The sequence below is a fragment of the Streptomyces sp. ICBB 8177 genome (assembly GCF_003144095.1).
Classification (GTDB): Bacteria; Actinomycetota; Actinomycetes; order Streptomycetales; family Streptomycetaceae; genus Streptantibioticus_D.
In genome coordinates this window covers 2,497,784-2,520,304 of the sequence record NZ_NSKH01000018.1, presented here as the reverse complement: position 1 = coordinate 2,520,304, position 22,521 = coordinate 2,497,784, and the positions used below count along the sequence as shown (strand labels likewise).

Annotated in this window: 15 protein-coding genes; 2 read left to right on the top strand and 13 right to left on the bottom strand. The window is 72.7% G+C overall.

Translation table 11 applies throughout. The annotated features are described in order from the left end of the window. Positions 1 to 230 precede the first annotated feature (230 nt). The 3 genes from CK485_RS19800 to CK485_RS19790 all read right to left on the bottom strand — a co-directional run bounded on the left by CK485_RS19800 (position 231) and on the right by CK485_RS19790 (position 4,521). The gene (locus CK485_RS19800; protein WP_109452397.1) at positions 231 to 1,271 is read right to left on the bottom strand and encodes a 3-isopropylmalate dehydrogenase; all 1,041 of its coding nucleotides are present in this window, start codon (positions 1,269 to 1,271) and stop codon (positions 231 to 233) included. Positions 1,272 to 1,879: 608 nt separating this feature from the next. Then, entirely contained in the window at positions 1,880 to 3,511 is a 1,632-nt protein-coding gene (pruA, locus tag CK485_RS19795) for an L-glutamate gamma-semialdehyde dehydrogenase (protein ID WP_109452395.1), read from the bottom strand. An 80-nt stretch (positions 3,512 to 3,591) separates the two neighbouring features. Further along, positions 3,592 to 4,521: a proline dehydrogenase family protein gene (locus tag CK485_RS19790; protein WP_109452393.1), complete on the bottom strand. Its 930-nt coding sequence runs from the start codon at positions 4,519 to 4,521 to the stop codon at positions 3,592 to 3,594. Positions 4,522 to 4,684: 163 nt separating this feature from the next. On the opposite strand from CK485_RS19790, the gene CK485_RS19785 reads away from it, so the two are divergent. Continuing rightward, on the top strand, positions 4,685 to 5,827 hold the full coding sequence (locus tag CK485_RS19785) for a helix-turn-helix domain-containing protein (protein WP_199239397.1): 1,143 nt from the start codon (positions 4,685 to 4,687) through the stop codon (positions 5,825 to 5,827). Positions 5,828 to 5,840: 13 nt separating this feature from the next. Here CK485_RS19785 and CK485_RS19780 read toward each other — a convergent pair whose 3' ends face one another. The 8 genes from CK485_RS19780 to CK485_RS19745 form a co-directional block, all read right to left on the bottom strand. Continuing rightward, positions 5,841 to 6,620 carry a GNAT family N-acetyltransferase gene (locus tag CK485_RS19780; RefSeq protein WP_109452389.1) on the bottom strand — a complete coding sequence of 260 codons (780 nt, stop codon included), beginning with the start codon at positions 6,618 to 6,620 and terminating at the stop codon, positions 5,841 to 5,843. A 74-nt stretch (positions 6,621 to 6,694) separates the two neighbouring features. Next, entirely contained in the window at positions 6,695 to 7,873 is a 1,179-nt protein-coding gene (locus tag CK485_RS19775; RefSeq protein WP_109452387.1) for a hypothetical protein, read from the bottom strand. Between the two features lie 213 nt (positions 7,874 to 8,086). Then, entirely contained in the window at positions 8,087 to 9,691 is a 1,605-nt protein-coding gene (serA, locus tag CK485_RS19770; protein WP_109452385.1) for a phosphoglycerate dehydrogenase, read from the bottom strand. Positions 9,692 to 9,957: 266 nt separating this feature from the next. Next, complete coding sequence (gene ilvC, locus CK485_RS19765; protein WP_109452383.1) at positions 9,958 to 10,956, bottom strand: ketol-acid reductoisomerase; 999 nt, start codon at positions 10,954 to 10,956, stop codon at positions 9,958 to 9,960. Between the two features lie 96 nt (positions 10,957 to 11,052). Further along, positions 11,053 to 11,580 (bottom strand): acetolactate synthase small subunit, encoded by a 528-nt coding sequence (ilvN, locus tag CK485_RS19760; RefSeq protein ID WP_109452381.1) that lies wholly within the window; start codon positions 11,578 to 11,580, stop codon positions 11,053 to 11,055. A 36-nt stretch (positions 11,581 to 11,616) separates the two neighbouring features. Then, entirely contained in the window at positions 11,617 to 13,464 is a 1,848-nt protein-coding gene (locus CK485_RS19755) for an acetolactate synthase large subunit (protein WP_109452380.1), read from the bottom strand. A 219-nt stretch (positions 13,465 to 13,683) separates the two neighbouring features. Beyond that, positions 13,684 to 16,614 (bottom strand): EAL domain-containing protein, encoded by a 2,931-nt coding sequence (locus CK485_RS19750; RefSeq protein ID WP_199239396.1) that lies wholly within the window; start codon positions 16,612 to 16,614, stop codon positions 13,684 to 13,686. Positions 16,615 to 16,941: 327 nt separating this feature from the next. After that, on the bottom strand, positions 16,942 to 17,898 hold the full coding sequence (locus CK485_RS19745; protein WP_109452376.1) for a 2-hydroxyacid dehydrogenase: 957 nt from the start codon (positions 17,896 to 17,898) through the stop codon (positions 16,942 to 16,944). Positions 17,899 to 18,006: 108 nt separating this feature from the next. Between CK485_RS19745 and CK485_RS19740 the strand changes: the two genes are divergently transcribed. Continuing rightward, the gene (locus CK485_RS19740; protein WP_109452374.1) at positions 18,007 to 19,008 is read left to right on the top strand and encodes an aldo/keto reductase; all 1,002 of its coding nucleotides are present in this window, start codon (positions 18,007 to 18,009) and stop codon (positions 19,006 to 19,008) included. A 59-nt stretch (positions 19,009 to 19,067) separates the two neighbouring features. Here CK485_RS19740 and CK485_RS19735 read toward each other — a convergent pair whose 3' ends face one another. Together CK485_RS19735 and CK485_RS19730 are read right to left on the bottom strand one after the other, a co-directional pair. Then, positions 19,068 to 22,082, bottom strand: coding sequence for an AAA family ATPase (locus CK485_RS19735; RefSeq protein WP_109452372.1), 3,015 nt, complete (start codon positions 22,080 to 22,082; stop codon positions 19,068 to 19,070). A 71-nt stretch (positions 22,083 to 22,153) separates the two neighbouring features. Further along, positions 22,154 to 22,390 carry a hypothetical protein gene (locus CK485_RS19730; RefSeq protein ID WP_109452370.1) on the bottom strand — a complete coding sequence of 79 codons (237 nt, stop codon included), beginning with the start codon at positions 22,388 to 22,390 and terminating at the stop codon, positions 22,154 to 22,156. Positions 22,391 to 22,521: the final 131 nt, after the last annotated feature.

The window sequence follows — 22,521 nt, the reverse complement described above, 5'->3', positions numbered from 1 at the left end:
CTTTCCCCTCACACGGCGGCCCTGCGTCCGATTATCGCGTAACCGGGAGCCCGGATGGAAAGAGGTGCGCCGGAGCGAGGCGTTCCGGTGATGCGGCCCTAAGGGATGGTCGCACCCGGCCCCCGTGATCACACGCGGGGGCCGGGCTCAGCCGTGATGTCGCCGCGCGACGGTGCTGCGCCGGCTGACGGGGCTCTGACCTGCCGGGCCGGCTGAGGGGCTCCTGGCGGTCAGCTCGCTACTCGGGCGGCGAGCGCGTCGCCGACGGCCGAGGTGGAACGCGGCTCGGTGCCGCGCGCGGCCACGTCGGCGGCGACGGCGGCCTCGATGCGGGCGGCCTCGTCGCGGTACCCGAGGTGCTCCAGCAGCAGGGCGACGGAGCGCACGGTGGCGGTCGGGTCGGCCTTGCCCTGCCCGGCGATGTCCGGCGCCGAGCCGTGCACCGGCTCGAACATCGACGGGAACTCGCGGGAGGGGTTGATGTTGCCGCTGGCGGCCAGGCCGATGCCTCCGGTGACGGCGGCGGCCAGGTCGGTGATGATGTCGCCGAAGAGGTTGTCGGTGACGATCACGTCGAAGCGCTCGGGCTGGGTGACGAAGAAGATCGTCGCCGCGTCCACGTGCAGGTAGTCGGTGGTGACGTCCGGGTACTCGGCGCCGACGGCGTCGAAGATCCGCTTCCACAGGTGGCCGGCGTGCACCAGCACGTTGTTCTTGTGGACCAGCGTGAGCTTCCTGCGCGGGCGGGCCTGGGCGCGGGCGTACGCGTCGCGCACCACGCGCTCGATGCCGTAGGCGGTGTTGAGGCTGACCTCGGTGGCGACCTCGTGCCGGGTGCCGGTGCGGATGGCGCCGCCGTTGCCCGTGTACGGGCCCTCGGTGCCCTCGCGCACCACCACGAAGTCGATCTGCGGGTTCCCGGCGAGCGGCGAGGCGACGCCGGGCAGCAGGGTGCTGGGCCGCAGGTTGACGTGGTGGTCGAAGGCGAACCGCAGCTTGAGCAGGAAGCCGCGCTCCAGCACACCGGACGGCACCGAGGGGTCGCCGATGGCCCCCAGCAGGATCGCGTCGTGGCGCTTGAGGGACTCCAGGTCGGCGTCGGTGAGGGTCTCACCGGTGGCGTGGTACCGCTGGGCGCCGAAGTCGTAGGAGGTGGTCTCCAGCTTCACGTCGGACGGCAGGACGGCACCGAGGACCTTGAGGCCTTCGGCCACGACTTCCTGGCCGATGCCGTCACCGGGGATCACTGCGAGGCTGATGCTGCGAGACATGCTCCGCACTGTACGCCCGCGTCCCACCCCATGACACGTACGGTCCACATGCCGGACAGATCAGGGGCGGGCGGTGCGATGAACGGCATGTCGGGACGCGCGAGTTGGGCCCTCGCGGATCGCGGGGGCCCGGCTCGTCGGCGTTCGTCGGGGGCGTCGCTCAGCGCGGCGCCGCGACCTCGGGGGGGCGTCGCTCAGTGGCGCTCGTGGCCGGTGGATCCGCCGTTGTCGCGGCGGTCGAGGGCGCGCTGGAGGGCTTCGGCGGCGTTCTTGCGGGCGGTCTCGTCCATGGGAGCACTTCTCCATCCGGGAACGAAGGTGAGGGGTGCGCCGGAAGGGGCGGGGAGCGGGCGCCGCAGGGGTGGCCTGCGTGGGGCACCGGCTCGACTCCGCCGATCGCTGGATCTAGCGAGACGTTCGGCTTCCTACAACGCTAGGGCGAGATCGCCGTTCTGTCTCCACAGTTAGTCGGACTTCCTACTATCTGAGACGGCACCCCCTCCGACCTGCGGCTCCCTACCCATGGCCAGGGCCCGGCACCGCGTGTTCGCGATGCCGGGCCCCTACTTTCAGCCGCCTCGCCCGGTAGGGAGAGTCGCCTCGACCGCTCAGCCCATGTGGGGGTAGCGGTAGTCGGTCGGCGGCAGGAGCGCTTCCTTGATGGAACGCGTGGAGGTCCAGCGCATCAGGTTCTGCGCGGCGCCCGCCTTGTCGTTGGTGCCGGAGGCGCGGCCGCCGCCGAAGGGCTGCTGGCCGACGACGGCGCCGGTCGACTTGTCGTTGATGTAGAAGTTGCCCGCGGCGTAGCGCAGCACCTCCATGGTGTGCGCGGCGGCCGCCCGGTCGCTCGCGATGACCGAGCCGGTCAGGGCGTACTTCGCCACCGACTCCATCTGCGCGAGCATCTCGTCGTACCGCTCGTCCTCGTAGACGTGGACGGCGAGGATCGGGCCGAAGTACTCCTCGGTGAAGACCTCGTTGTGCGGGTCGGAGCAGACCAGCACGGTCGGCCGGACGAAGTAGCCGACGGAGTCGTCGTAGGTGCCGCCCGCGACGATCTCGGTGTCGGGGTCGGCCTTGGCCCGGTCGATGGCCGCCTTGTTCTTGGCGAACGAGCGGTCGTCGATGACGGCGCCGATGAAGTTGTCCAGGTCGGTCACGTCGCCCATGGCGAGGCCCTCGACCTCGGCGGCGAACGACTCCTTGAAGCCGCCCTCCCAGATCGAGCGGGGGATGTACGCGCGGGAGGTGGCCGAGCACTTCTGGCCCTGGTACTCGAAGGCGCCGCGGGTCAGCGCGGTCTTGAGCACCGCGGGGTCGGCGGACGGGTGGGCGACCACGAAGTCCTTGCCGCCGGTCTCGCCGACGATGCGCGGGTAGTTGCGGTAGTTCTCGATGTTCGCGCCGACCGTCTTCCACAGGTAGTGGAAGGTCTTGGTGGAGCCGGTGAAGTGGATGCCGGCCAGGTCCGGGTGGGCGAGGGCGACCTCGGAGACCGCCACGCCGTCACCGGTGACCAGGTTGATGACGCCCTTGGGCAGCCCGGCCTCCTCCAGCAGCTCCATCAGCAGCACGGCGGCGCGGGTCTGGGTCGGCGACGGCTTCCACAGCACGACGTTGCCCATCAGCGCGGGCGCGGTCGGCAGGTTGGCGGCGATCGCCGAGAAGTTGAACGGGGTGATCGCGTAGACGAAGCCCTCCAGCGGGCGGTGGTCCAGGCGGTTCCAGACACCCGGCGAGTTGGTCACCGGCTGCTCGGCGAGGATCTGCCGGGCGTAGGCGACGTTGAACCGCCAGAAGTCGACCAGCTCGCAGGGGCTGTCGATCTCGGCCTGCTGCGCGGTCTTGGACTGCCCCAGCATGGTGGCGGCGGCGATGGTCTCGCGCCACGGGCCGGCCAGCAGCTCGGCGGCGCGCAGGATGATCGCGGCGCGGTCGTCGAAGGACAGCGCCCGCCACGCCGGAGCGGCGGCCAGCGCGGCGTCGATCGCCTCGCGGGCGTCGTCCTGGGTGGCGTGGCGGCCGGTGCCCAGGCGGGCGGCGTGGTTGTGCGGCTGGACGACGTGGAACGGCTCGCCGCCGCCCATCCGCTTGACGCCGCCGATGGTCATCGGAAGGTCGACCGGGTTCTCGCCCAGCTCCTTCAGCTTGGCCTCCAGGCGGGCCCGCTCCGGGCTGCCGGGGGCATAGGAGTGCACCGGCTCGTTGACCGGGGTGGGGACCTGGGTCACGGCGTCCATGGGAGGGGTCTCCTTCTGCGGGGTGTGCTGCTGGGGTGTGCTGCGGGCGTTCGGGCGCTCAGGCGGCGTCCCGGTGCCGGTCAGGCTCCGGGGACGAACGAGCGGAGGAAGAAGGCCAGGTTGGCCGGGCGCTCCGCGAGCCGCCGCATGAAGTACCCGTACCAGTCTGCGCCGTACGGCACGTAAATACGCATGCGCTCGCCCGCCTCTGCCAGCCGGCGCTGCTCGGCGACCCGGATGCCGAAGAGCATCTGGAACTCGTAGTCGCCCGCCTGGCGGCCGTGCTCGCGGGCCAGGTGCTGGCCGATGGCGATCATCCGCGGGTCGTGCGAGCCGATCATCGGGTAGCCGGCGCCCGCCATGAGGATCTTCAGGCAGCGCACGTACGCCTTGTCGACCTCGCGCTTGTCCTGGTGGGCGACGGACGCGGGCTCCTTGTAGGCGCCCTTGACCAGCCGCACCCGCGAGCCGGGGGTGGCCAGGCGGCGGCAGTCGTCCTCGGTGCGGAAGAGGTAGGACTGCACGACGGCGCCGGTGCCGGGGTGGTCCTGGCGCAGCTCGTCGAGGATGGCCAGCGTCGAGTCGACGGTGGTGTGGTCCTCCATGTCGAGGGTGACCGTGGTGCCCGCGGCGGTGGCGGCCTGGGCCACCTGGCGCACGTTCCCCAGCGCGATGTCGTGGCCGCCGACCGGCAGCGCCTGGCCGAACGCCGACAGCTTGACGGAGACCTCGGCCTTGCCGGCCAGGCCCTCGGTGCCCAGCGCGTCCAGCAGTCGCAGGTAGGCGTCGCGGGTGGCGGTGGCGGTGGCCCGGTCGGTGACGTCCTCACCCAGGTGGTCGAGGGTGACCTCGCGGCCGGAGTCGGTCAGGGCGCGGACGCTGTCCAGGGCGGGAGCCAGTTCGTCACCGGCGACGAAGCGGTCCACGACCGGCCGGGTGACGGGAGCGGCCGCGACCAGGCGGCGCATACGGTCGCTGCGCGAGGCGGCGAGCAACACGGGACCCAGCACGGGCTCCTCCAACGAGTGCGTGACGCAAGGTGCGTGGCCCTGCGGCGGGACGGCCGGCACCCCGCGGCGGGGCAGGTGGCTACGCGATGAAATCTAGGTTTCGCCTCCACCGTGGGCCATCGACAGGTGTCACGCATCCGTGACCGGCCTCTCATACAGATGTATGAGCGACAATGGGCCAGTGCGCGGTGACGGGGACTTCCAGGAACTGGTCGACGAGGTGTCGGCGCTGCTCGGCACGCCCGCGACGCTGGAGGACCGCGACTTCCGGCTGATCGCCTTCGGCGCGCACGACAGCGACGACGAGGCCGCGATGGACCCGATCCGCACCCGGTCCATCCTCACCAGGCGCTCGACCGCGCAGGTGCGCGAGTGGTTCGAGGGGTTCGGCATCGCGCGGGCGCGCGAGCCGGTGCGCGTCCCGGCCGACCCGGCGGCGGGCATCCACGCCCGCGTCTGCCTGCCGGTGCGCCACCGCGGCGTGGTGCACGGCTACGTGTGGCTGCTGGACGACGGCACCGACCGGCCGCTGGACGCGGCGATGGCGGTGGCCGCCCGGATCGGCACCCTGCTGGCCGCCGAGGCACGGGCGGGGGCGGACACCGGGCGGGAGCTGCTGGGGCTGCTGACCGGTCCCGACTCCCGCCGGGAGGGTGCGCTCGCGGCGTTGCGGGCGGCGCTGGGGCGGGTCGCGGACGACGACTTCGCGGTGGTGTGCGTGACCCCGTGGGACGGCGGCGACGACGAGGCGTCCGATCCGCTGCCCGGGCCGCGCGCCCTGCCGGGGGCGGTCGCGGTGTGCGCGGTGCCGTCACCGCCGGGCGGGCTGGCGGTGCTGGCCCGGGCCAGGGCGGCGGACACGGTGGCGGCACGGCTGCTGGAGTCGGCCCGCGCCCGGGGCGCCGCCGCCGGGGTGAGCGGGCGCCGGGCCGGGCTCGAAGGGCTGCCGGAGTCCTGGCGGGAGGCGTCGGGCGCGGCCCGGGCGGCGCACGCACAGCCGCGGCTGGCCCCGGTGGCGCACTGGTCGGGCATCGGCCCGTACCGGCTGCTGACCCGGCTGCCCACGGCCACCGATCCGGCCGTCGCCCCGCTGCTGGACGCCGCGCACACCGAACTCGCGCACACCGCAGAGGTGTTCCTCGACTGCGCGGGCCAGGCCGGGCGGGCGGCCGCCGCGCTGGCCATCCACCGCCAGACGCTCTACTACCGGCTCTCCCGCGTCGAGCACCTGACCGGTCTCGACCTGGACGACGGCGAGGACCGCCTGCTGCTGCACCTGGCGCTCAAGGCGGCCCGGCTGCGGTAGTCGCGCGGGCGGCTCAGCCGACGTCGTGGCGGTACGGCGTCGTGGTGGCGAGCCTCTCGAAGCCGAGGCGTTCCAGGATCGGGCGGCTGGCCTCGGAGGCGTCGACCTGGAGCCAGCGGTAGCCGCGTTCGGCGGCCAGCCGGACCCGGTGGGCGACCAGCGCCCGGTAGATGCCGCGTCCGCGCCAGGCCGCCAGCGTGCCGCCGCCCCACAGCCCGGCGAACTCGGTGCCCGCGTGCAGTTCCAGACGTGCCGCGGCGACCGGCACGTCCCCCGCCGTCGCCACCACGGCGCTCACCGTGCCGGGGTGGGCGGCCAGTTGGGACAGCAGGCGCTGGCGCAGGCGGGAGCGGCCGGAGCGGAAGACCTGTTCGTGGACGTCGGCCACCAGGTCCACCCCAGCCGCGTCGGTCACCGTGCGCAGCCGCACCCCTTCCGGCAGTTCGACCCGGTCGGACAGGTCGGCGACGGCGGCGACCATGAGGGACTCGGCGGGCTCCGGCACGAAGCCCGCGGCGCGCAACCGCGCCGCAAGGTCGCCGGGCCGGTCGTGGGAGTACAGCTTCCACTCGAATCCACGGCCCAGCGCGTCGAAGTGCCGCACCTGCTCGGCGATGGCCGCGTCCGCGGTCTGCTCGGTCAGGTCGGACCACAGCACGCCGTTCCACGCGGCGGGCCCACCGGTCTGCCGCACCACGTCGCCGGCCCGCTCGACGCGGGCCGTGGGGTCGTCGGGCCGGGCACCCCGGCGCATCTGACGGTCGAACAGACTGAGCACGTGATCGCGGTCCATCCGGCCATTCCAGCACCACGGCCGCCCCGGGCCAACGGCATTCGCCCCGGGTCGGCCGGGCACGGCCGTACGGGTCAGGCCCGGGCCGGGCGGCGTTTGCGGGCGGCGGTGACGACGGCGGCGGTGCCGAGGGCCAGCAGGCCGCCGGCCAGGCCGAACCAGCCGCCGCCCACGCCCGCGTCCACGCCCTTGGTCGGCGTCAACGGCCGCGTGACGGTGAGGGACTCGCTCCTGCGGACCCGGCCGTGGTGGCTGACGACGGTGACCGGGTAGGTGCCGGGCGCCAGGTCGGCGCGGACGGCGGCGGTGCCGTAGAAGCGGGGCGCGTCGCCGTCGGCGCCCTTGCTGTCGTCCGGGGCGAGGCGGACCGGTGCGGCGAAGGCCGCGGAGGTGGCGGTGAGGCTGCCGGTCTCCCCCGGGTCGGGCGCCGCGTCGTGCCACAGCACGTCCACCTTGCCGCCGGCGTGGACCGTGAAGCCGTTCGTGGTGGCCTGACCGGGGTCGCCGGACGGCGCGAAGAACGCGGGCCCGGACACCTTGCCCAGGTAGTCGGGGTCGCCGGGCCGGGCGGCACGCACCGTCAGCGACCCGGACGCCGCCCGCTCGCCCCGCGGCCCGGTCAGGGTGAAGGCGTAGGAGCCGTCCTTCGTGCCGGCCGGGACCTCGGCGGTGGCGGAGAAGGCGCGCGGGTCGTAGAAGTCGGTGGTGTCGTCGTGCCTCAGCCGCACCGGGGCCGCCAGCGCCCGCGAGGAGACGGTGAAGTCGGTGCCGGTCTGGCCGGGGTAGAGGTCGTCGTAGCGCAGCGAGATCCGCTGGCCCGGGCGGACGACCTGGCCGCCCGGGACCCCGGCGACGGTGAAGCGCGGGGCCTGCCGCGGGGAGACCTCGATCCGGTCGCGGCCGACGACGCGGTCGCCGATCGAGACGGTCAGCGGGTACGAGCCGGGCTTGGCGGTCGGCGAGAGCGTGACCAGCGCGTCGTAGCCGGACACCCACGCGGAGTGGTACCAGCGCAGGTGGGCGGGGCCGGTGAAGGCGTGCGAGGTGGCGGTGACGCCCGCCTTGCCCTGCGCCTCGTCGACGCCCTGCACGTTGACGTCGACGCGCTCACCGGGGCGGGCGTCGTAGTTGCCGTTGACCAGCAGCACGGGGTGCGGCGTGCCGGGGGAGTCTGCCGTCGCGGTGCCGACCGCCACAGCGCAGCACAGCGCGCCGGCGCCCAGCGCCGCCGGTACCGCTCGCATCCACCGCATGCCGTGCCCCCTTGTGGCCCATGTGCCGGGCGTCCTCGCTGCCCTGGCGTCCTGAGAGACGGGAAATCCACCGGAACGGTTGCGTTCGGGCGGCCACTGTGCTGGGGCTCGCACGAGCGCGGGGAAGGCGGCCCGCCCTCCGAGCGGGCGGGGCGGCGGACCGCCGGATGCCGGCCCGTCGTCGGACGCGCCCGACGACGGGCCGGCCGAAGGTCAGTCGACGAGGTTGACGGCGCGGGCCGAGGTGGCGCCGATCTCCTGGGCGATCTCGGCGAGCACGGGGGCGGGGATGGAGTCGTCCACGGTCAGCGCGACCAGCGCCTCGCCGCCCTCGTTGGTGCGGGCGACCTGCATGCCCGCGATGTTGATCCCGGCCTCGCCGAGGATGCGGCCGACGGTGCCGACCACGCCGGGCCGGTCGCCGTAGCGCAGGAAGCCCATGTGGTCGGTGAGGACGAGGTCCACGTCGAACTCGCCGACGCCGACGATCTTCTGGATGTGCTTGGGCCCGGCCAGGGTGCCGGACACCGCGATCTCGTCGCCCCCGGAGAGGGTGCCGCGTACGGTGACCAGGTTGCGGTGCTCGGGCGACTCGCTGCTGGTGGTCAGCCGCACCTCGACACCGCGCTCCTGGGCGAACAGGGGTGCGTTGACGTAGGAGACGGTCTCGGCGACCACGTCCTCGAACACGCCCTTGAGCGTGGACAGTTCGAGGACCTTCACATCATGCTGCGTGATCTCGCCGCGCACCTCGACATCCAGCCGCACCGCCACCTCCCCCGCGAGCGCGGTGAAGATCCGGCCCAGCTTCTCCGCCAACGGCAGACCCGGCCGCACCTCCTCCGCGATCACCCCGCCCTGCACGTTCACCGCGTCCGGCACCAACTCCCCCGCCAACGCCAACCGCACCGACTTCGCCACCGCGACACCCGCCTTCTCCTGCGCCTCACCCGTCGAAGCACCCAGATGCGGAGTCGCCACCACATTGTCGAACTCGAACAACGGCGAATCCGTGCACGGCTCGGACGAGAACACATCCAAACCCGCCCCCGCGACCCGCCCCTCCTTCAACGCACTCGCCAACGCCACCTCATCCACGATCCCACCCCGCGCGGCATTGACGATCCGCACCGACGGCTTCACCCTGCGCAGCGCCTCATCCCCGATCAGACCCAGCGTCTCCGGAGTCTTCGGCAAATGCACCGTGATGAAGTCCGACACCTCCAGCAACTCCTCCAGCGACAGCAACTTCACCCCCATCTGCGCCGCCCGCGCCGGCTGCACATACGGGTCATACGCCACGACCCTCATACCGAACGCCGACATCCGCTGCGCCACCAGCACACCGATCCGACCAAGACCCACCACACCCAGCGTCTTCTCCGCCAACTCCACACCGGTGTACTTGCTGCGCTTCCACTCACCGTTCTTCAACGCCGCGTTCGCCTGCGGAATATTGCGCGCCGTCGCCACCAGCAGACCACAGGCCAGCTCAGCGGCCGTCACGATGTTCGACGTCGGCGCGTTCACCACCATCACACCGGCCTTCGTGGCCGCCGACACATCCACGTTGTCCAAACCGACACCCGCACGAGCGACCACCCGAAGCCTGCGCGCGGCGGCGATCGCCTCCGCGTCCACCTTCGTGGCCGAACGCACCAAAACCGCGTCCACATCCACGATCGCGCCCAGCAGATCGGCACGATCCGCCCCGTTGCAGTGCCGGATCTCGAAATCCGGACCCAGGGCATCCACCGTGGCGGGCGAAAGCTCTTCGGCGATGAGTACGACAGGCTTGCTGGCTGAAGCAGTGCTCACGTGATCCTCACTTGTCCTACGTGGGCGGCCGGTCCCTTTCGGCCGCTCCAGGGAGGGAGGGGCTGGCATGCCGCGTGGAAGACGCACGACGCTGTGAGCCTGACGCGCTTGTCACGGCAGTCTATCGGCGCCGTGACCGGCTGCCTGTGCCGTTGCGTAAGGATCACCCGGACGTGGGTGTACGGCGTGGACAAACCTCCCGGTCACAACGCGGCGGGGGCCTCCAGGGCAGCGCCCCGGAGGCCCCGTACACCGCGGGTGAGGCCTTACGCCTCGTCGTCCACCCAGCTCATCAGCTTGCGCAGCTTCTTGCCCGTGGTCTCCAGCAGGTGCTCGCTGTCGGCCTTCTTGTACTCGTTGTACTTCGGCAGGCCGGCGTTGTACTCGTTGATCCAGTTCTTGGCGAAGGTGCCGTCCTGGATCTCGCCGAGGATCTTCTTCATCTCGGCCTTGGTCTGGTCGTTGACCACCCGCGGGCCGCTGACGTAGTCGCCCCACTCGGCGGTCTCGGAGACCGACCAGCGCATCTTCTCCAGGCCGCCCTCGTACATCAGGTCGACGATGAGCTTCAGCTCGTGCAGGCACTCGAAGTAGGCGATCTCCGGCTGGTAGCCCGCCTCGACCAGGGTCTCGAAGCCCGCCTTCACCAGCGCCGAGGCACCGCCGCACAGCACGGCCTGCTCACCGAACAGGTCGGTCTCGGTCTCCTCGGTGAACGTGGTCTTGATGACGCCGGCGCGGGTGCCGCCGATGCCCTTGGCGTAGGACAGGGCGAGCGCGAAGGCGCTGCCGGAGGCGTCCTGCTCGACCGCGACGATGCAGGGCACGCCGCGGCCCTCCTCGTACTGGCGGCGGACCAGGTGGCCCGGGCCCTTGGGGGCGACCATGCACACGTCGACGCCGGCCGGGGGCTTGATCAGGTCGAACCGGATGTTGAAGCCGTGCCCGAAGAAGAGCGCGTCGCCGTCCTTGAGGTTCGGGGCGATGGACTCGGCGTACACCTTGGCCTGGATGGGGTCCGGGACCAGGACCATGATCACGTCGGCCTCGGCGGACGCCTCGGCGGGGGTGACCACGCGCAGGCCCTGCTCCTCGGCCTTGACCCGGGACTTGGAGCCCTCGGGCAGACCGACGCGCACGTCGACGCCGGAGTCGCGCAGCGACAGCGCGTGGGCGTGGCCCTGGCTGCCGTAACCCAGCACCGCGACCTTGCGGCCCTGGATGATGGACAGGTCGGCGTCGTCGTCGTAGAACAGCTCGGCCACTTCGGGTTTCTCCTTGGTTCTCGGGTTGTGCCGCCCACCGTACGCCCGGCGGGCGAGGGGTGGTTTACGGTCTCGCGATGCGGTCGGACCGGCGCGTCACGCGCTGCGGTCCAGTGCCCGCAGCGAGCGGTCGGTGATGGAGCGGGCGCCGCGGCCGATGGCGATGGTGCCGGACTGCACCAGTTCCTTGATGCCGAACGGCTCCAGCATCCGCAGCAGCGCCTCCAGCTTCTCGGCGCCGCCGGTCGCCTCGACGGTGACGGCCTCGGGCGAGACGTCGACGGTCTTGGCGCGGAAGAGCGAGACGATCTCGGTGATCTGCGAGCGCGTCTCGTTGTCGGCGCGCACCTTGACCAGGACCAGTTCCCGCTGCACGGCGGAGGACGGTTCCAGTTCGACGATCTTCAGGACGTTGACGAGCTTGTTGAGCTGCTTCGTCACCTGTTCCAGCGGCAGTTCGTCGACCACGTTGACGACGATCGTGATGCGGGAGATGTCGGGGTGCTCGGTGGTGCCGACCGCCAGGGAGTCGATGTTGAAGCCGCGGCGGGAGAACAGCGCGGTGATCCTCGCCAGGACGCCGGGCTTGTTCTCGACCAGGACGGAGAGCGTGTGCTTGGACATGTTCCGTGATTCCTTCGCGTTGTCTTCCGGCCCGGCTCAGTCGTCCATGTCGCCGAAGTCGGGGCGCACCCCGCGGGCGGCCATGACCTCGTCGTTGGAGGTGCCGGCGGCGACCATCGGCCACACCATGGCGTCCTCGTGGCAGATGAAGTCCACGACCACCGGGCGGTCGTTGATCGCGTTGGCCTTCTCGATGACCGCGTCGAGGTCGGCCGGGTCCTCGCAGCGCAGCCCGACGCAGCCCATCGCCTCGGCGAGCTTGACGAAGTCGGGGGTGCGGGTGCCGTTGAGCGCGGGCTTGGCGCCCTCGCCCGGTCCCGAGTGCAGCACGGTGTTGGAGTAACGCTCGTTGTAGAAGAGCGTCTGCCACTGGCGGACCATGCCCAGCGCGCCGTTGTTGATGATGCCGACCTTGATGGGGATGCCGTTGAGCGCGCAGGTGACCAGTTCCTGGTTGGTCATCTGGAAGCAGCCGTCGCCGTCGATCGCCCACACCGTGGTGTCGGGCTTGCCGGCCTTGGCGCCCATCGCGGCCGGGACCGCGTAGCCCATGGTCCCGGCGCCGCCGGAGTTGAGCCAGGTGTACGGCTTGTCGTAGCGGATGTACTGCGAGGCCCACATCTGGTGCTGGCCGACCCCGGCCGCGAACACCGTGTCCTTCGGGGCGAGTTGGCCGATGCGCTCGATGACCTGCTGTGGGGAGAGGCTGCCGTCCTCGGGCAGGTCGTAGCCGAGCGGGTAGGTCTCGCGCCAGGAGTCGATCTGCCGCCACCAGTCGGCGTAGTCCCCGCGGTGGCCCGCCTCGTGCTCGGCCTGGACCGCGACGATCAGGTCGGCCAGCACCTCGCGGGCGTCGCCGACGATCGGCACGTCGGCGGCGCGGATCTTGCCGATCTCCGCCGGGTCGATGTCGGCGTGCACGATCTTGGCGTACGGGGCGAACGTGTCGGTCTTGCCGGTCACCCGGTCGTCGAACCGCGCGCCGAGCGCGACCAGCAGGTCGGCCTTCTGCATCGCGGTGACCGCGGAGACCGAGCCGTGCATGCCGGGCATGCCGACGTGCTGGCGGTGGGTGTCGGGGAAGGCGCCCAGCGCCATCAGCGTGGTGGCGACCGGGGCGCCGGTCAACTCGGCCAGGATGCGCAGTTCCTCGGTGGCCCGGGCCTTCAGCACGCCTCCGCCGACGTACAGCACCGGGCGCTTGGCCTGGGTGAGCAGCCGGGCGGCCTCGCGGATCTGCTTGGCGTGCGGCTTGGTCACCGGACGGTAGCCGGGCAGGTCCGAGACGGGCGGCCAGGAGAAGGTGGTCTGTGCCTGGAGGGCGTCCTTGGCGATGTCGACCAGCACCGGCCCCGGGCGGCCGGTGGAGGCGATGTGGAAGGCCTCGGCGATGGTGCGCGGGATGTCGGCGGCGTCGGTGACCAGGAAGTTGTGCTTGGTGATCGGCATGGTGATGCCGACGATGTCCGCCTCCTGGAAGGCGTCCGTGCCGATGGACTTGGAGGCGACCTGGCCGGTGATGGCGACGATCGGCACCGAGTCCAGGTGGGCGTCGGCGATGGGGGTGACGAGGTTGGTGGCACCCGGGCCCGAGGTGGCCATGCAGACGCCGACCTTGCCGGTGGCCTGCGCGTACCCGGTGGCGGCGTGGCCGGCGCCCTGCTCGTGGCGGACCAGGATGTGGCGCACGCGCTGCGAGTCGAACATCGGGTCGTACGCGGGGAGGATCGCCCCGCCGGGGATGCCGAAGACGGTGTCGGCGCCGACTTCCTCCAGAGAACGGATGAGGGACTGGGCACCCGTCACCTGCTCGGTGATGGGCTGCTGTGCCGCGTTGCGGGCCCGCGGCTGCGGATGGTGGGCCCCAGTGGCCTGCTCGGTCATCTGCCTGTCTCTTCTCGGAGAGGCCGCCCCGGTCGCGGTGTGGAGGGGGCGGTGGGTGCCAGTGCAACAAAAAACCCCTCGTGCCAGAAGGCAAGCGAGGGGAAGCGCGCCGGTGCTTGTCGCGGGGCGGTGATGAGGCCCCGGTCAGCCGACGCGCCGTCCAAGTACGAGAATTCGGGTGCGCATGGCACCGACCATCCTCCCGTCACAGCCCACGTGTCAAGTGGGTGGGACGGACGTCTCATGATGTGAGCGCAAGGGAGGGCTGGCCAGCGGGTCGGGTCCGGCCGTGCCCCCTCGTCTGACCGGCAGCGCCCCGGCGCCCGCGGTGACCACGTCACGCCCGGGTCCGCCCGGGACGGGGAAGCTCCCGCGCAGCAGGCAGCCGTGCAGCCGCGGGGTGTCCAGCGGCCCCGCGAACGCCATGCCCTGGCCGTGGGTGCAGCCCATCTCGCGCAGCGCCACCGCCTGGTCGGGCCGGTCCACGCCCTCGGCGACCGACCGCAGTCCCAGGTCGCGGGCGATCCGCAGCAGGCCCGAGGTGATCTTGTGCAGCCTGGCGGACTCGACCACGCCCTCGGTGAAGGACCGGTCCAGCTTGAGCACGTCCACCGGCAGCCGCCGCAGCGCCACCATCCCGGCATACCCGGTGCCCAGTCCGCCCAGCGCGATCCGCACGCCGAGTCTGCGCAGCGCGCCGAGTCTGCGTTCCAGCTCGTCCAGCGGGATGCGCGGATCGTGGCCCGAGACCTCCACGATCAGCGCGTCCGGCGGCAGCTCGTGCCGGTCGAGCAGCGCTTCCAGCCGCTTGACCGGCAGTTCGCGGCTGAGCAGCTTGCGCGCGGGCACCGGCACGCACACGGGCACCCGCAGGCCCAGCCGGTGCCGGGCGGCGGCCTGTTCGACGGCCTCCTCCAGCAGCCATCTGCTGACCTCGGAGCGCTCGGCGCCGTCGGCGGACCCGGCGTCCACGAAGCGCAGGAACTCGGCGGGCGTGAACAGGATGCCCTGCGCGCTGCGCCAGCGGGCCTGTGCCTGGACTGTGTCGACGTCACCGCTGTCGAGGTCCACCACCGGCTGGTGCAGCAGCGTGAACTCGCCGTCGCGCAGCGCGCTGCGCAGCCGGGCGGCCAGCTCCGCGCGGTGCGCCACCTCGCTCTGCATCTGCGGCGCGTAAAGCTCCACGCGGTTCTTCCCGGCCGACTTCGCGCGGTACATCGCGAGGTCCGCGTTGCGCATCAGCTCGGCCGAGGTGATGCCGGGGGTGGCGAAGGCGACACCGATGCTGGCGGCGACCCGCACCTGCGTCCTGCCCTCCCGCCGCCCTTCGGGGGCGCCGTGTTCCATGGGCCCGTCGCCGCCCGGTTTGCGGCCGCCGACCGAGACCACGTACGGCTCGGAGAGCGTCAGCCGCAGCCGTTCCGCGATCTCCACTATCTGCCGCTCGCGCACCTGGGGATCGCCCGTGCCGCCACAGATGAGGGCGGCGAACTCGTCGCCGCCCAGCCGTGCCGCCGTGTCCCCGGCCCGGACCGAGTCCTGCAACCGGCGCGCCGCCTGGATCAGCAGTTCGTCGCCCGCCTGATGGCCGACGGTGTCGTTGACGGCCTTGAAGCCGTCGAGGTCGATGTAGAGCACGGCCGCCTCGCCGTCGCCGGCCCGGCGCCCGCCGAGCGCGTGCCCGACGCGTTCGGTGAACAGGGCGCGGTTGGGCAGGTCGGTGAGCGGGTCGTGGGAGGCGTTGTGCTGCAACTGGGCCTGTAGGCGCACCCGTTCGGTGACGTCGCGGCTGTTGAAGATCAGGCCGCCCTGGTAGCGGTTGACGGTGGACTCCACGTTGAGCCAGCCGCCGTCGCCGGAGCGCACCCGGCACTCGATGCGGGTGGCGGGCTCGTCGGACGGCTGCGCGGCGAGGAAGCGGCGCACCTCGTGCAGCATCCGCCCGAGGTCCTCGGGGTGGATGTGGGAGGCGAGTTCGGTGCCGACCATGGAGTCCGGGTCGCGGCCCAGGACGCCCTTGGCGGCCGGACTGACGTAGCGCAGCACGCCGGAGGGGGCGGCGATCATGATGACGTCGCTCGAACCCTGCACCAGGGAGCGGAAGTGGTTCTCCTTCTGGGCGAGTTCCTGGGTGAGCGCGATGTTGTCCAGGAGCATGATGCCCTGGCGGACCACCAGCACCAGCGCCACCGTGCAGCCGGTGATGAGCACCACCCGGTCGATCTTGTGACCGCCGAGGACGTTGTAGAGCATGCCCAGGGTGCACACGGCGGCGGCGAGGTACGGGGTGAGGGCGCCGAGCGATCCGGCGGCCTTGCGCTCGGGGCGCACCCGGCGCGGTGGCGGCGGCGGCGCGCCGCGGTGGCCGACCCAGGGCGCGTACGCCATGAGCATGCTGGCGGCGAACCAGCCCGCGTCCAGAATCTGGCCGGAATGGTAGTCGCGGCGCGGCAGCGGCGAGGTGTAGACGGCGTCGCACAGCACGGTCAGCGCCAGTGAGGTGATGGCCGCGTTGACCGCGGGGCGGTCGGCGGCGGAGCGGCGGAAGTGCAGCGCCAGCACCAGGGAGACCAGCAGGATGTCGAAGACCGGGTAGGCCAGCGCGAGGGCCATGTGCGCCTTGCCGCGGCCGTCGAGCCCGGCGTCGTGCGCGAGCGCCAGGCTCCAGGTGAGGGTCAGCAGCGAGCCCGCGATCAGCCACGCGTCCAGCGCGATGCAGACCCAGCCGGCCCTGGTCACCGGGCGCTTGGCGAGGACCAGCAGTCCCACTATGGCCGGCGGGGCGAAGAGCAGGAAGCAGAAGTCGGCGGGCGAGACGTGCGGCATGGACTTGACGCCGAGCACGACCTCGTACCAGCCCCAGGTCCCGTTGCCCGCGGCGAGCATGGCGGAGGATACGGCGAACATCACCCACGCGGGGCGGTTGGGCCCCGGGACGGTGCGGGCGTACCACAGGCACGACACACAGGCGGCGAGTCCCGCGGCGGCCAGCCCGAAGTCGCCCATGAACGCGGCGAGCGGCGGGGTGCCCCAGTCGAGCGCGGCCCCGGCCGCGTACCCGCCGCAGACCATGGCGACCAGGAGTTGGGGCAGCAGGCCCACCCGGCCGCCTCCCGCCGGGCCGGGCAGCAACGCCCCCGACGCACTCACGCCGTACCCCGCCCGCGTACCCGGTGGCCGCCGCGCACCGCGTGGCGGAGGCGTCGGTTCCTGCGTACCGGTGTTGGTGTCCATAGGCCGTACATCGCCCGTCATCCCCCTCGCGCCCTGGGCCGGACCGGCGTCCCGCCCGGGCTCTCCAGACTCTTCATCCGGTGGTCGACGGCCGTTAGCGGTCCGGTCGACGCACCCCCGCTCGGGACGATACACCAGAGCGGTCACACAGGGACATAGCAGCTGTACTGAGCGTAACCGGGCGGATGATGGCGGTTGCGGAGCGCGTTCGTTCGGCGCCTGTGGGTGAGTTCGAGGGGGCGCTCACCCGGTCGTGACGACGTTCTCCAGCGGCTCTCCGGTGGTGAATCGCCGCAGCTGGGCGCGGATCAGGCGCTCGGCGCGCGGCTGGAAGGCGGAGGTGCTGCCGCCGACGTGCGGGCTGATCAGCACGCCCGGCGCGTGCCAGAGCGGGTGGCCGGGCGGAAGCGGTTCGGGATCGGTGACGTCCAGCGCGGCGCGCAGCCGGCCCGACTCCAGCTCGGCCAGCAGGGACTTGGTCTCCACCACCGGTCCGCGAGCCACGTTGACCAGCAGCGCGCCGTCCTTCATGCGGGCCAGGAAGCCGGCGTCCACCAGGTGGCGGGTGGCGTCGGTGAGCGGGGTCGTGAGGATCACCACATCGGCGTGCGGAAGCAGTTGGGGTAGCTCGGCGATGGCGTGCACCACTCCCCTGGACGTCTCGCGCGCCGTGCGCGCCACCCGTACGACGGCGCACTCGAACGGCGTGAGCCGGTCCTCGACCGCCGCGCCGATCGCCCCGTAGCCGACGATCAGCACCGTGCGGTCGGCGAGCGCCGGGTAGACGCCCGCGTACCAGCGCTCCGCGTCCTGGCCGCGCACGAAGCGCGGGATGGCGCGCAGCGAGGCCAGGGTGAGAGTGAGGGCGAGTTCCGCGGTGCTCGCCTCGTGGACGCCGCGGGCGTTGCACAGCACCGTGCCGGGCGGGATCGCGTCGAGGACGTTGTCGACACCCGCGGTGAGCGTCTGGACCACGCGCGGGCGTGCGCCGTGGCGCAGCGGGCGCGTGACCACCTGCGGGGGCTTCATGTACGGCGGCACGTAGAAGTCGACGCCGACGGGGTCGCCGGGGAAGTCGCCCTCGCCGTCCCAGTGGAGGTACTCGGGCCCTTCGGGCAGCCCCGGCAGGCGGTCGGGCGGGATGGGCAGCCAGACCGTCGGGTGCTGGTCGGGCGCGGTGTCAGCGGTGGAGTCGGCCATGAGGCGAGGCTAAGCCAGGGGCGGGGGTCGGCGCCGGGGACGGGGGTGTCGTGGCGGGGCGTTACCGTGGTCCGGCGGGTGCGGGGGGATGCGAGGAGGCAAGGCCAGGTGGAGCGCAGGACGATCGGTGCGTCCGCTCTCGAAGTGGGCGCGGTGGGACTGGGCTGCATGCCGATGAGCTGGGCCTACACCGCCTCGCAGCGGGACGGCGAGCGGTCGCTGCGCGCCGTGCACGCGGCGCTGGACGCGGGCGTGACGCTGCTGGACACCGCCGACATGTACGGGCCGTTCACCAACGAGCTGCTGCTGGGGCGGGTGTTGAAGGAGCGGCGCGAGGAGGCGTTCGTCGCCACCAAGTGCGGGCTGCTCGTCGGCGAGCAGCATCTCGTGGCCAACGGCCGTCCCGGCTACGTGAGAAGGGCGTGCGACGCGTCGCTGCGGCGGTTGCAGACCGACGTGATCGACCTGTACCAGCTGCACCGCGTCGACCCGGAGGTGCCGGTCGAGGAGACCTGGGGCGCGATGGCCGAACTGGTCGCCGCGGGCAAGGTGCGCGCGCTCGGGCTGTGCGTCCTGGAGCCGGGCGGCGCGGGCCGCGGCCGCAGGACCGCGTCCGCCCCGTATGCGCAGGCCCTGCGTCAGCTGGAGCGCGCGCAGCAGGTGTTCCCGGTCTCGTGCGTGCAGGCGGAGCTGTCGGTGTGGGCGCCGGGGGCCGCGGCGGCCCTGCTGCCGTGGTGCGCGGCGCGCGGCGTCGGCTTCCTGGCGGCGATGCCTCTGGGGAACGGTTTCCTCACCGGGACGCTGACGCCGGGGCAGGGCTTCGAGCAGGACGACGTACGGGCGCGGCACCCGCGCTTCACGGCGGAGATGATGGCCGCCAACCAGTCGATCGTGGTCGGCCTGCGCCGCGTCGCGGAACGGCACGGCGCGACGCCGGCCCAGATCGCGCTGGCCTGGGTCCTCGCGCGGGGCCCGCACGTGATCCCGGTGCCGGGCGCGAAGCGGGAGCGGTGGGCGGTGGAGAACGCGGGGGCCGCGCGGGTGCGGCTGACGGAGGAGGACGTGCGGGAGCTGGCGGGGCTGCCTTCGGCACGGGGGTCGTGGGATTGATCGCGCGACGGGTCCTGTGCTGCGGAGTGTCACGTCTGCGCCGCCGCGGAACCGCGCGATCAGCCCGCCGCCGCTCGTTCCACGTCAGGGAAGAGGGCCAGGCGGTGCGCCAGGGCCGCCGCCTCTCCTCGGCCTGAGACGCCCAGCTTGGCCAGGATGTTGGAGACGTGGACGCTCGCCGTCTTCGGGGAGATGAACAGCTCCTCCGCTATCCGCCGGTTGCTGTGGCCGGCCGCGACCAGGCGCAGGACGTCGCGTTCGCGCGGGGTGAGGCCCAGATCCTCCGCCGGGGCCTGCGGGATCCGCCCCAGCGGCAGGCGTGCGCGCCGGGCGAGGAGTTCGACCGCCTCGCGCAGCGGTCGGGCGCCCAGGCGCTCCGCGCTCTCGTGCGCCTGCGCCAGCAACCGCCCGGCGAGGTCGCGCGCCGCCTGGTCGTCGGCGAGCAGCGCCCGCGCCCAGTGGTGGCGGGCGGTCGCCAGCAGGTGGGGGCGTTCCAGCGGTTCGAACGCGGCAGCCGCCGCGGCCCAGTCCGCCACCCGGTCGCGGCCGTCGGCCCGGCGCAGTTCGGCCTCGACCAGCAGCCCGTACGCCCGCCACAGCGCGACCGGCTGCGGCAGCGCCCGCGCCGCCTTGGCGATCCGCCGCAGCACGGCGTCCCGCCCCTCCTCGGCCCCCGGCAGTCCGCGCGCGTCCGCCTCGGCGGTGGCGGCGGCCAGCAGCAACGGCCAGGCGTAGCGGTGCCCCCCGGACGGGAAACCCCGCTCCACCACCCGGCCCAGCGTCTCGCGCGCCTGCGCGATCCTGCCGCGGGCGCCGGCGAGCGCGATGGCCAGGCGGGAGCTCCACACGGCGTGCTCCGGCCGCGTGCCGTTCTTCTCCTCGTCCTCGCGCAGGGCCGCCAACTGCGCCTCCGCACGGTCGAGTTCGCCGCGACCGAAGGCGATGTCGGCGAGCAGGAAGTGGACGCTCGCCCGGGGCATCACGTTGGTGGCCAGCCGCATGGCCTTGGTCGCGAACTCCTCGGCCTCGTCCCAGCGTCCCAGCGCGAACAGCGAATCGGCCTTGTTCGAGTAGGCCCACGCGAGGGACTCGACCAACCCGAACCGCTTGTGCACGGCGATGCCCTCGGTGGCCACTTCCACGGCCTGCGCCGATCTGCCCACCGACTCCAGTGCGGAGGCGTAGTTCACGTGGCAGCGGCCCAGCACGCTCACGGTGCCGAGTTCGACGACCCTGGCGCACACGGCGGCCATCTCGGCGAGGCCGCCCTCGACGTCCCCGGAGTCGACCATGAGGGTGCCGAGGGTGAGCCGGGCGTGCAGCTCGATGCCCTCGGCTCCGACGAGGCGGGCGAGTTCCACGGCGCGCTCGGCGGTCGCGTAGGCGTCGGGGCCCGGCTGATGGATCATGCCCCAGCCGGCGACCAGCGCGAGCACCTCCGCGTGCACGGCGGACGGCGGCAGCCCGCGGACCAGCTCCTGGGCGCGGCTCAGCTCCGCCCAGCCGTCACCGCGGCCGAGTCCCTCCATCACCCGGGAGCGCTGCGTCCAGAACCAGGCCGCCCGCAGCGGGTCGCGGCCGTCGTCGAGCAGGCGCAGGGCGCGCTTGCTGATGGCCAGGGACCGCTCGCGGCGACCGGCCAGGTACGCGGCGACGACCGTCTCGGCGAGCAGGTCGGTGAAGCTGGGGCCCTCGTCGGCCCCGCCGCACGCCGGGTAGACGTCCAGGCCGTAGTCGAACGGGTCCTGGGACTCCCGCAGTTCCCTCGGAGCCTCTTCCCACAGCTCCAACGCCCGCTCCAGCAGGCGCAGTTGCTCGGCGTACGCGTACCGCCGCCGTGCCTCGACGGCGGCGGCGAGCACCGCGGGCAGCGCCTTGGCGGGGTCGTGCGCGTGGTACCAGTAGCTGGCCAGCCGCGCCGCGCGCTCGGCGGAGCGCACCAGCGCGGGGTCGGCCTCCAGGGCTTCCGCGTAGCGGCGGTTGAGACGGGAGCGCTCGCCGGGGAGCAGGTCGTCGACGACCGCCTCGCGCACCAGAGCGTGCCGGAAGCGGTAGCCGTCGCCGTCCGCGGTGGGCAGCAGGATGTTGGCGCCGACCGCGCCGCGCAGCGCCTCGATCAGGTCGTCCTCTCCGAGCCCGGTGACCTTGGCGAGCAGCGCGTACTCCACCTCGGAGCCGCCCTCGGCCAGGATGCGGGCGACGCGCTGGGCGTCGGGCGGCAGCGCCTCGACGCGTACCAGCAGCAGGTCGCGCAGCGATTCGCTCAGTCCGGTGCGGCAGCCCTGGGCGATGCTGCACGCGAGTTCCTCGACGAAGAACGCGTTGCCCTCGGAGCGGGCGAAGACCCGGTCGACCAGGGCGCTGTCCGGTGGGGCGCCCTGGATGCCTGTTATCTGCGCGTGCACCTCGTCGCGGTTGAAGCGGTCGAGTTCGACGCGCAGCACGGTGCGCATCCGGTCGAGTTCGGCGAGGAAGGGGCGCAGCGGGTGGCGGCGGTGGATGTCGTCGGAACGGTAGGTGGCGACGATGACCAGCCGGGCGGCGTCCAGCGAGCGGAAGAGGTAGGCGAGCAGTTCGCGGGTGGAGCTGTCGGCCCAGTGCAGGTCCTCGATGGCGAGGATCAGGGTGCGTTCGGCGGCCAGCCGCTCCAGCAGGCGGGCGGTCAGCTCGAACAGCCGGGCCCTGCCCTCCTGGTCGTGCGCCTCGCGGGTGGTCTCCCCCAGCTCCGGGAGCAGGCGGGCGAGTTCGCCTTCCTGTCCGGCGGCGGCGCGGGCCAGTTCGTCGCCGAGCCTGCGGTGCAGGGCGCGCAGCGCGGTGGCGACGGGCGCGAACGGCAGCCCGTCCGCGCCGACTTCGACGCAGCCGCCGACCGCGACGACCGCCCCGGACCGGCAGGCGCCGGACAGGAACTCCTCGACGAGCCGGGTCTTGCCCACCCCGGCCTCGCCGCCGACGAGCACGGCCTGCGGCTCGCCGGCGGTGGCACGGGCGAGCGCTGTCTCAAGCGCGGTCAGTTCGGCCGCGCGACCGACGAACACCGGGGACACGGACTGGGTCTGCACAGGTCCGAGCATCCCACAGGGGTCGGACAACGCGGCAGGTCCAGGCATGTCCACGACGGTCACCGTCACAGCGCTCACCCGCCTCAGGCGGCGATCCGCAGTCTGGACCGCAACCGGGCCACGGCCGAGTCCCCCGACGCCCGGCCGTGGTGCTGTGAACCGCCGCCGCGGCGGCGGGACTTGGCGGCCCGCGGACCCTGGGCGGATTCGGCCTCCACCTCGTAGTCGGCGTTCACGGCCTCGTGGAGCATCCGGGCCCGTTCGGCGGCCGCGCGCAGCTCGGACTCGCGGTAGCGCAGCTGGGCCTCGTGGTAGTACATGGTTCCCCCTGGGAAGACGGCGTCGCGTGACGGCCGGGAACCGGTGTTCCCGACTGCCTCAAGACTCGTTCCCCAGGGGGGTGCGCCGCATCGGGCGACTGCCCGATCTCCGTTCGGTCGTGCCCCTTAGG

Bases quoted from the DNA above. Each gene is read 5' to 3' on its own strand.
- CK485_RS19785 (WP_199239397.1), top strand. From the start codon at position 4,685: ATGAGCGACAATGGGCCAGTGCGCGGTGACGGGGACTTCCAGGAACTG.
- ilvN (WP_109452381.1), bottom strand. From the start codon at position 11,580: ATGTCCAAGCACACGCTCTCCGTCCTGGTCGAGAACAAGCCCGGCGTC.
- CK485_RS19735 (WP_109452372.1), bottom strand. From the start codon at position 22,082: ATGCTCGGACCTGTGCAGACCCAGTCCGTGTCCCCGGTGTTCGTCGGT.
- pruA (WP_109452395.1), bottom strand. From the start codon at position 3,511: ATGGACGCCGTGACCCAGGTCCCCACCCCGGTCAACGAGCCGGTGCAC.
- CK485_RS19780 (WP_109452389.1), bottom strand. From the start codon at position 6,620: ATGGACCGCGATCACGTGCTCAGTCTGTTCGACCGTCAGATGCGCCGG.
- CK485_RS19730 (WP_109452370.1), bottom strand. From the start codon at position 22,390: ATGTACTACCACGAGGCCCAGCTGCGCTACCGCGAGTCCGAGCTGCGC.
- CK485_RS19800 (WP_109452397.1), bottom strand. From the start codon at position 1,271: ATGTCTCGCAGCATCAGCCTCGCAGTGATCCCCGGTGACGGCATCGGC.
- CK485_RS19755 (WP_109452380.1), bottom strand. From the start codon at position 13,464: ATGACCGAGCAGGCCACTGGGGCCCACCATCCGCAGCCGCGGGCCCGC.
- CK485_RS19775 (WP_109452387.1), bottom strand. From the start codon at position 7,873: ATGCGGTGGATGCGAGCGGTACCGGCGGCGCTGGGCGCCGGCGCGCTG.
- CK485_RS19745 (WP_109452376.1), bottom strand. From the start codon at position 17,898: ATGGCCGACTCCACCGCTGACACCGCGCCCGACCAGCACCCGACGGTC.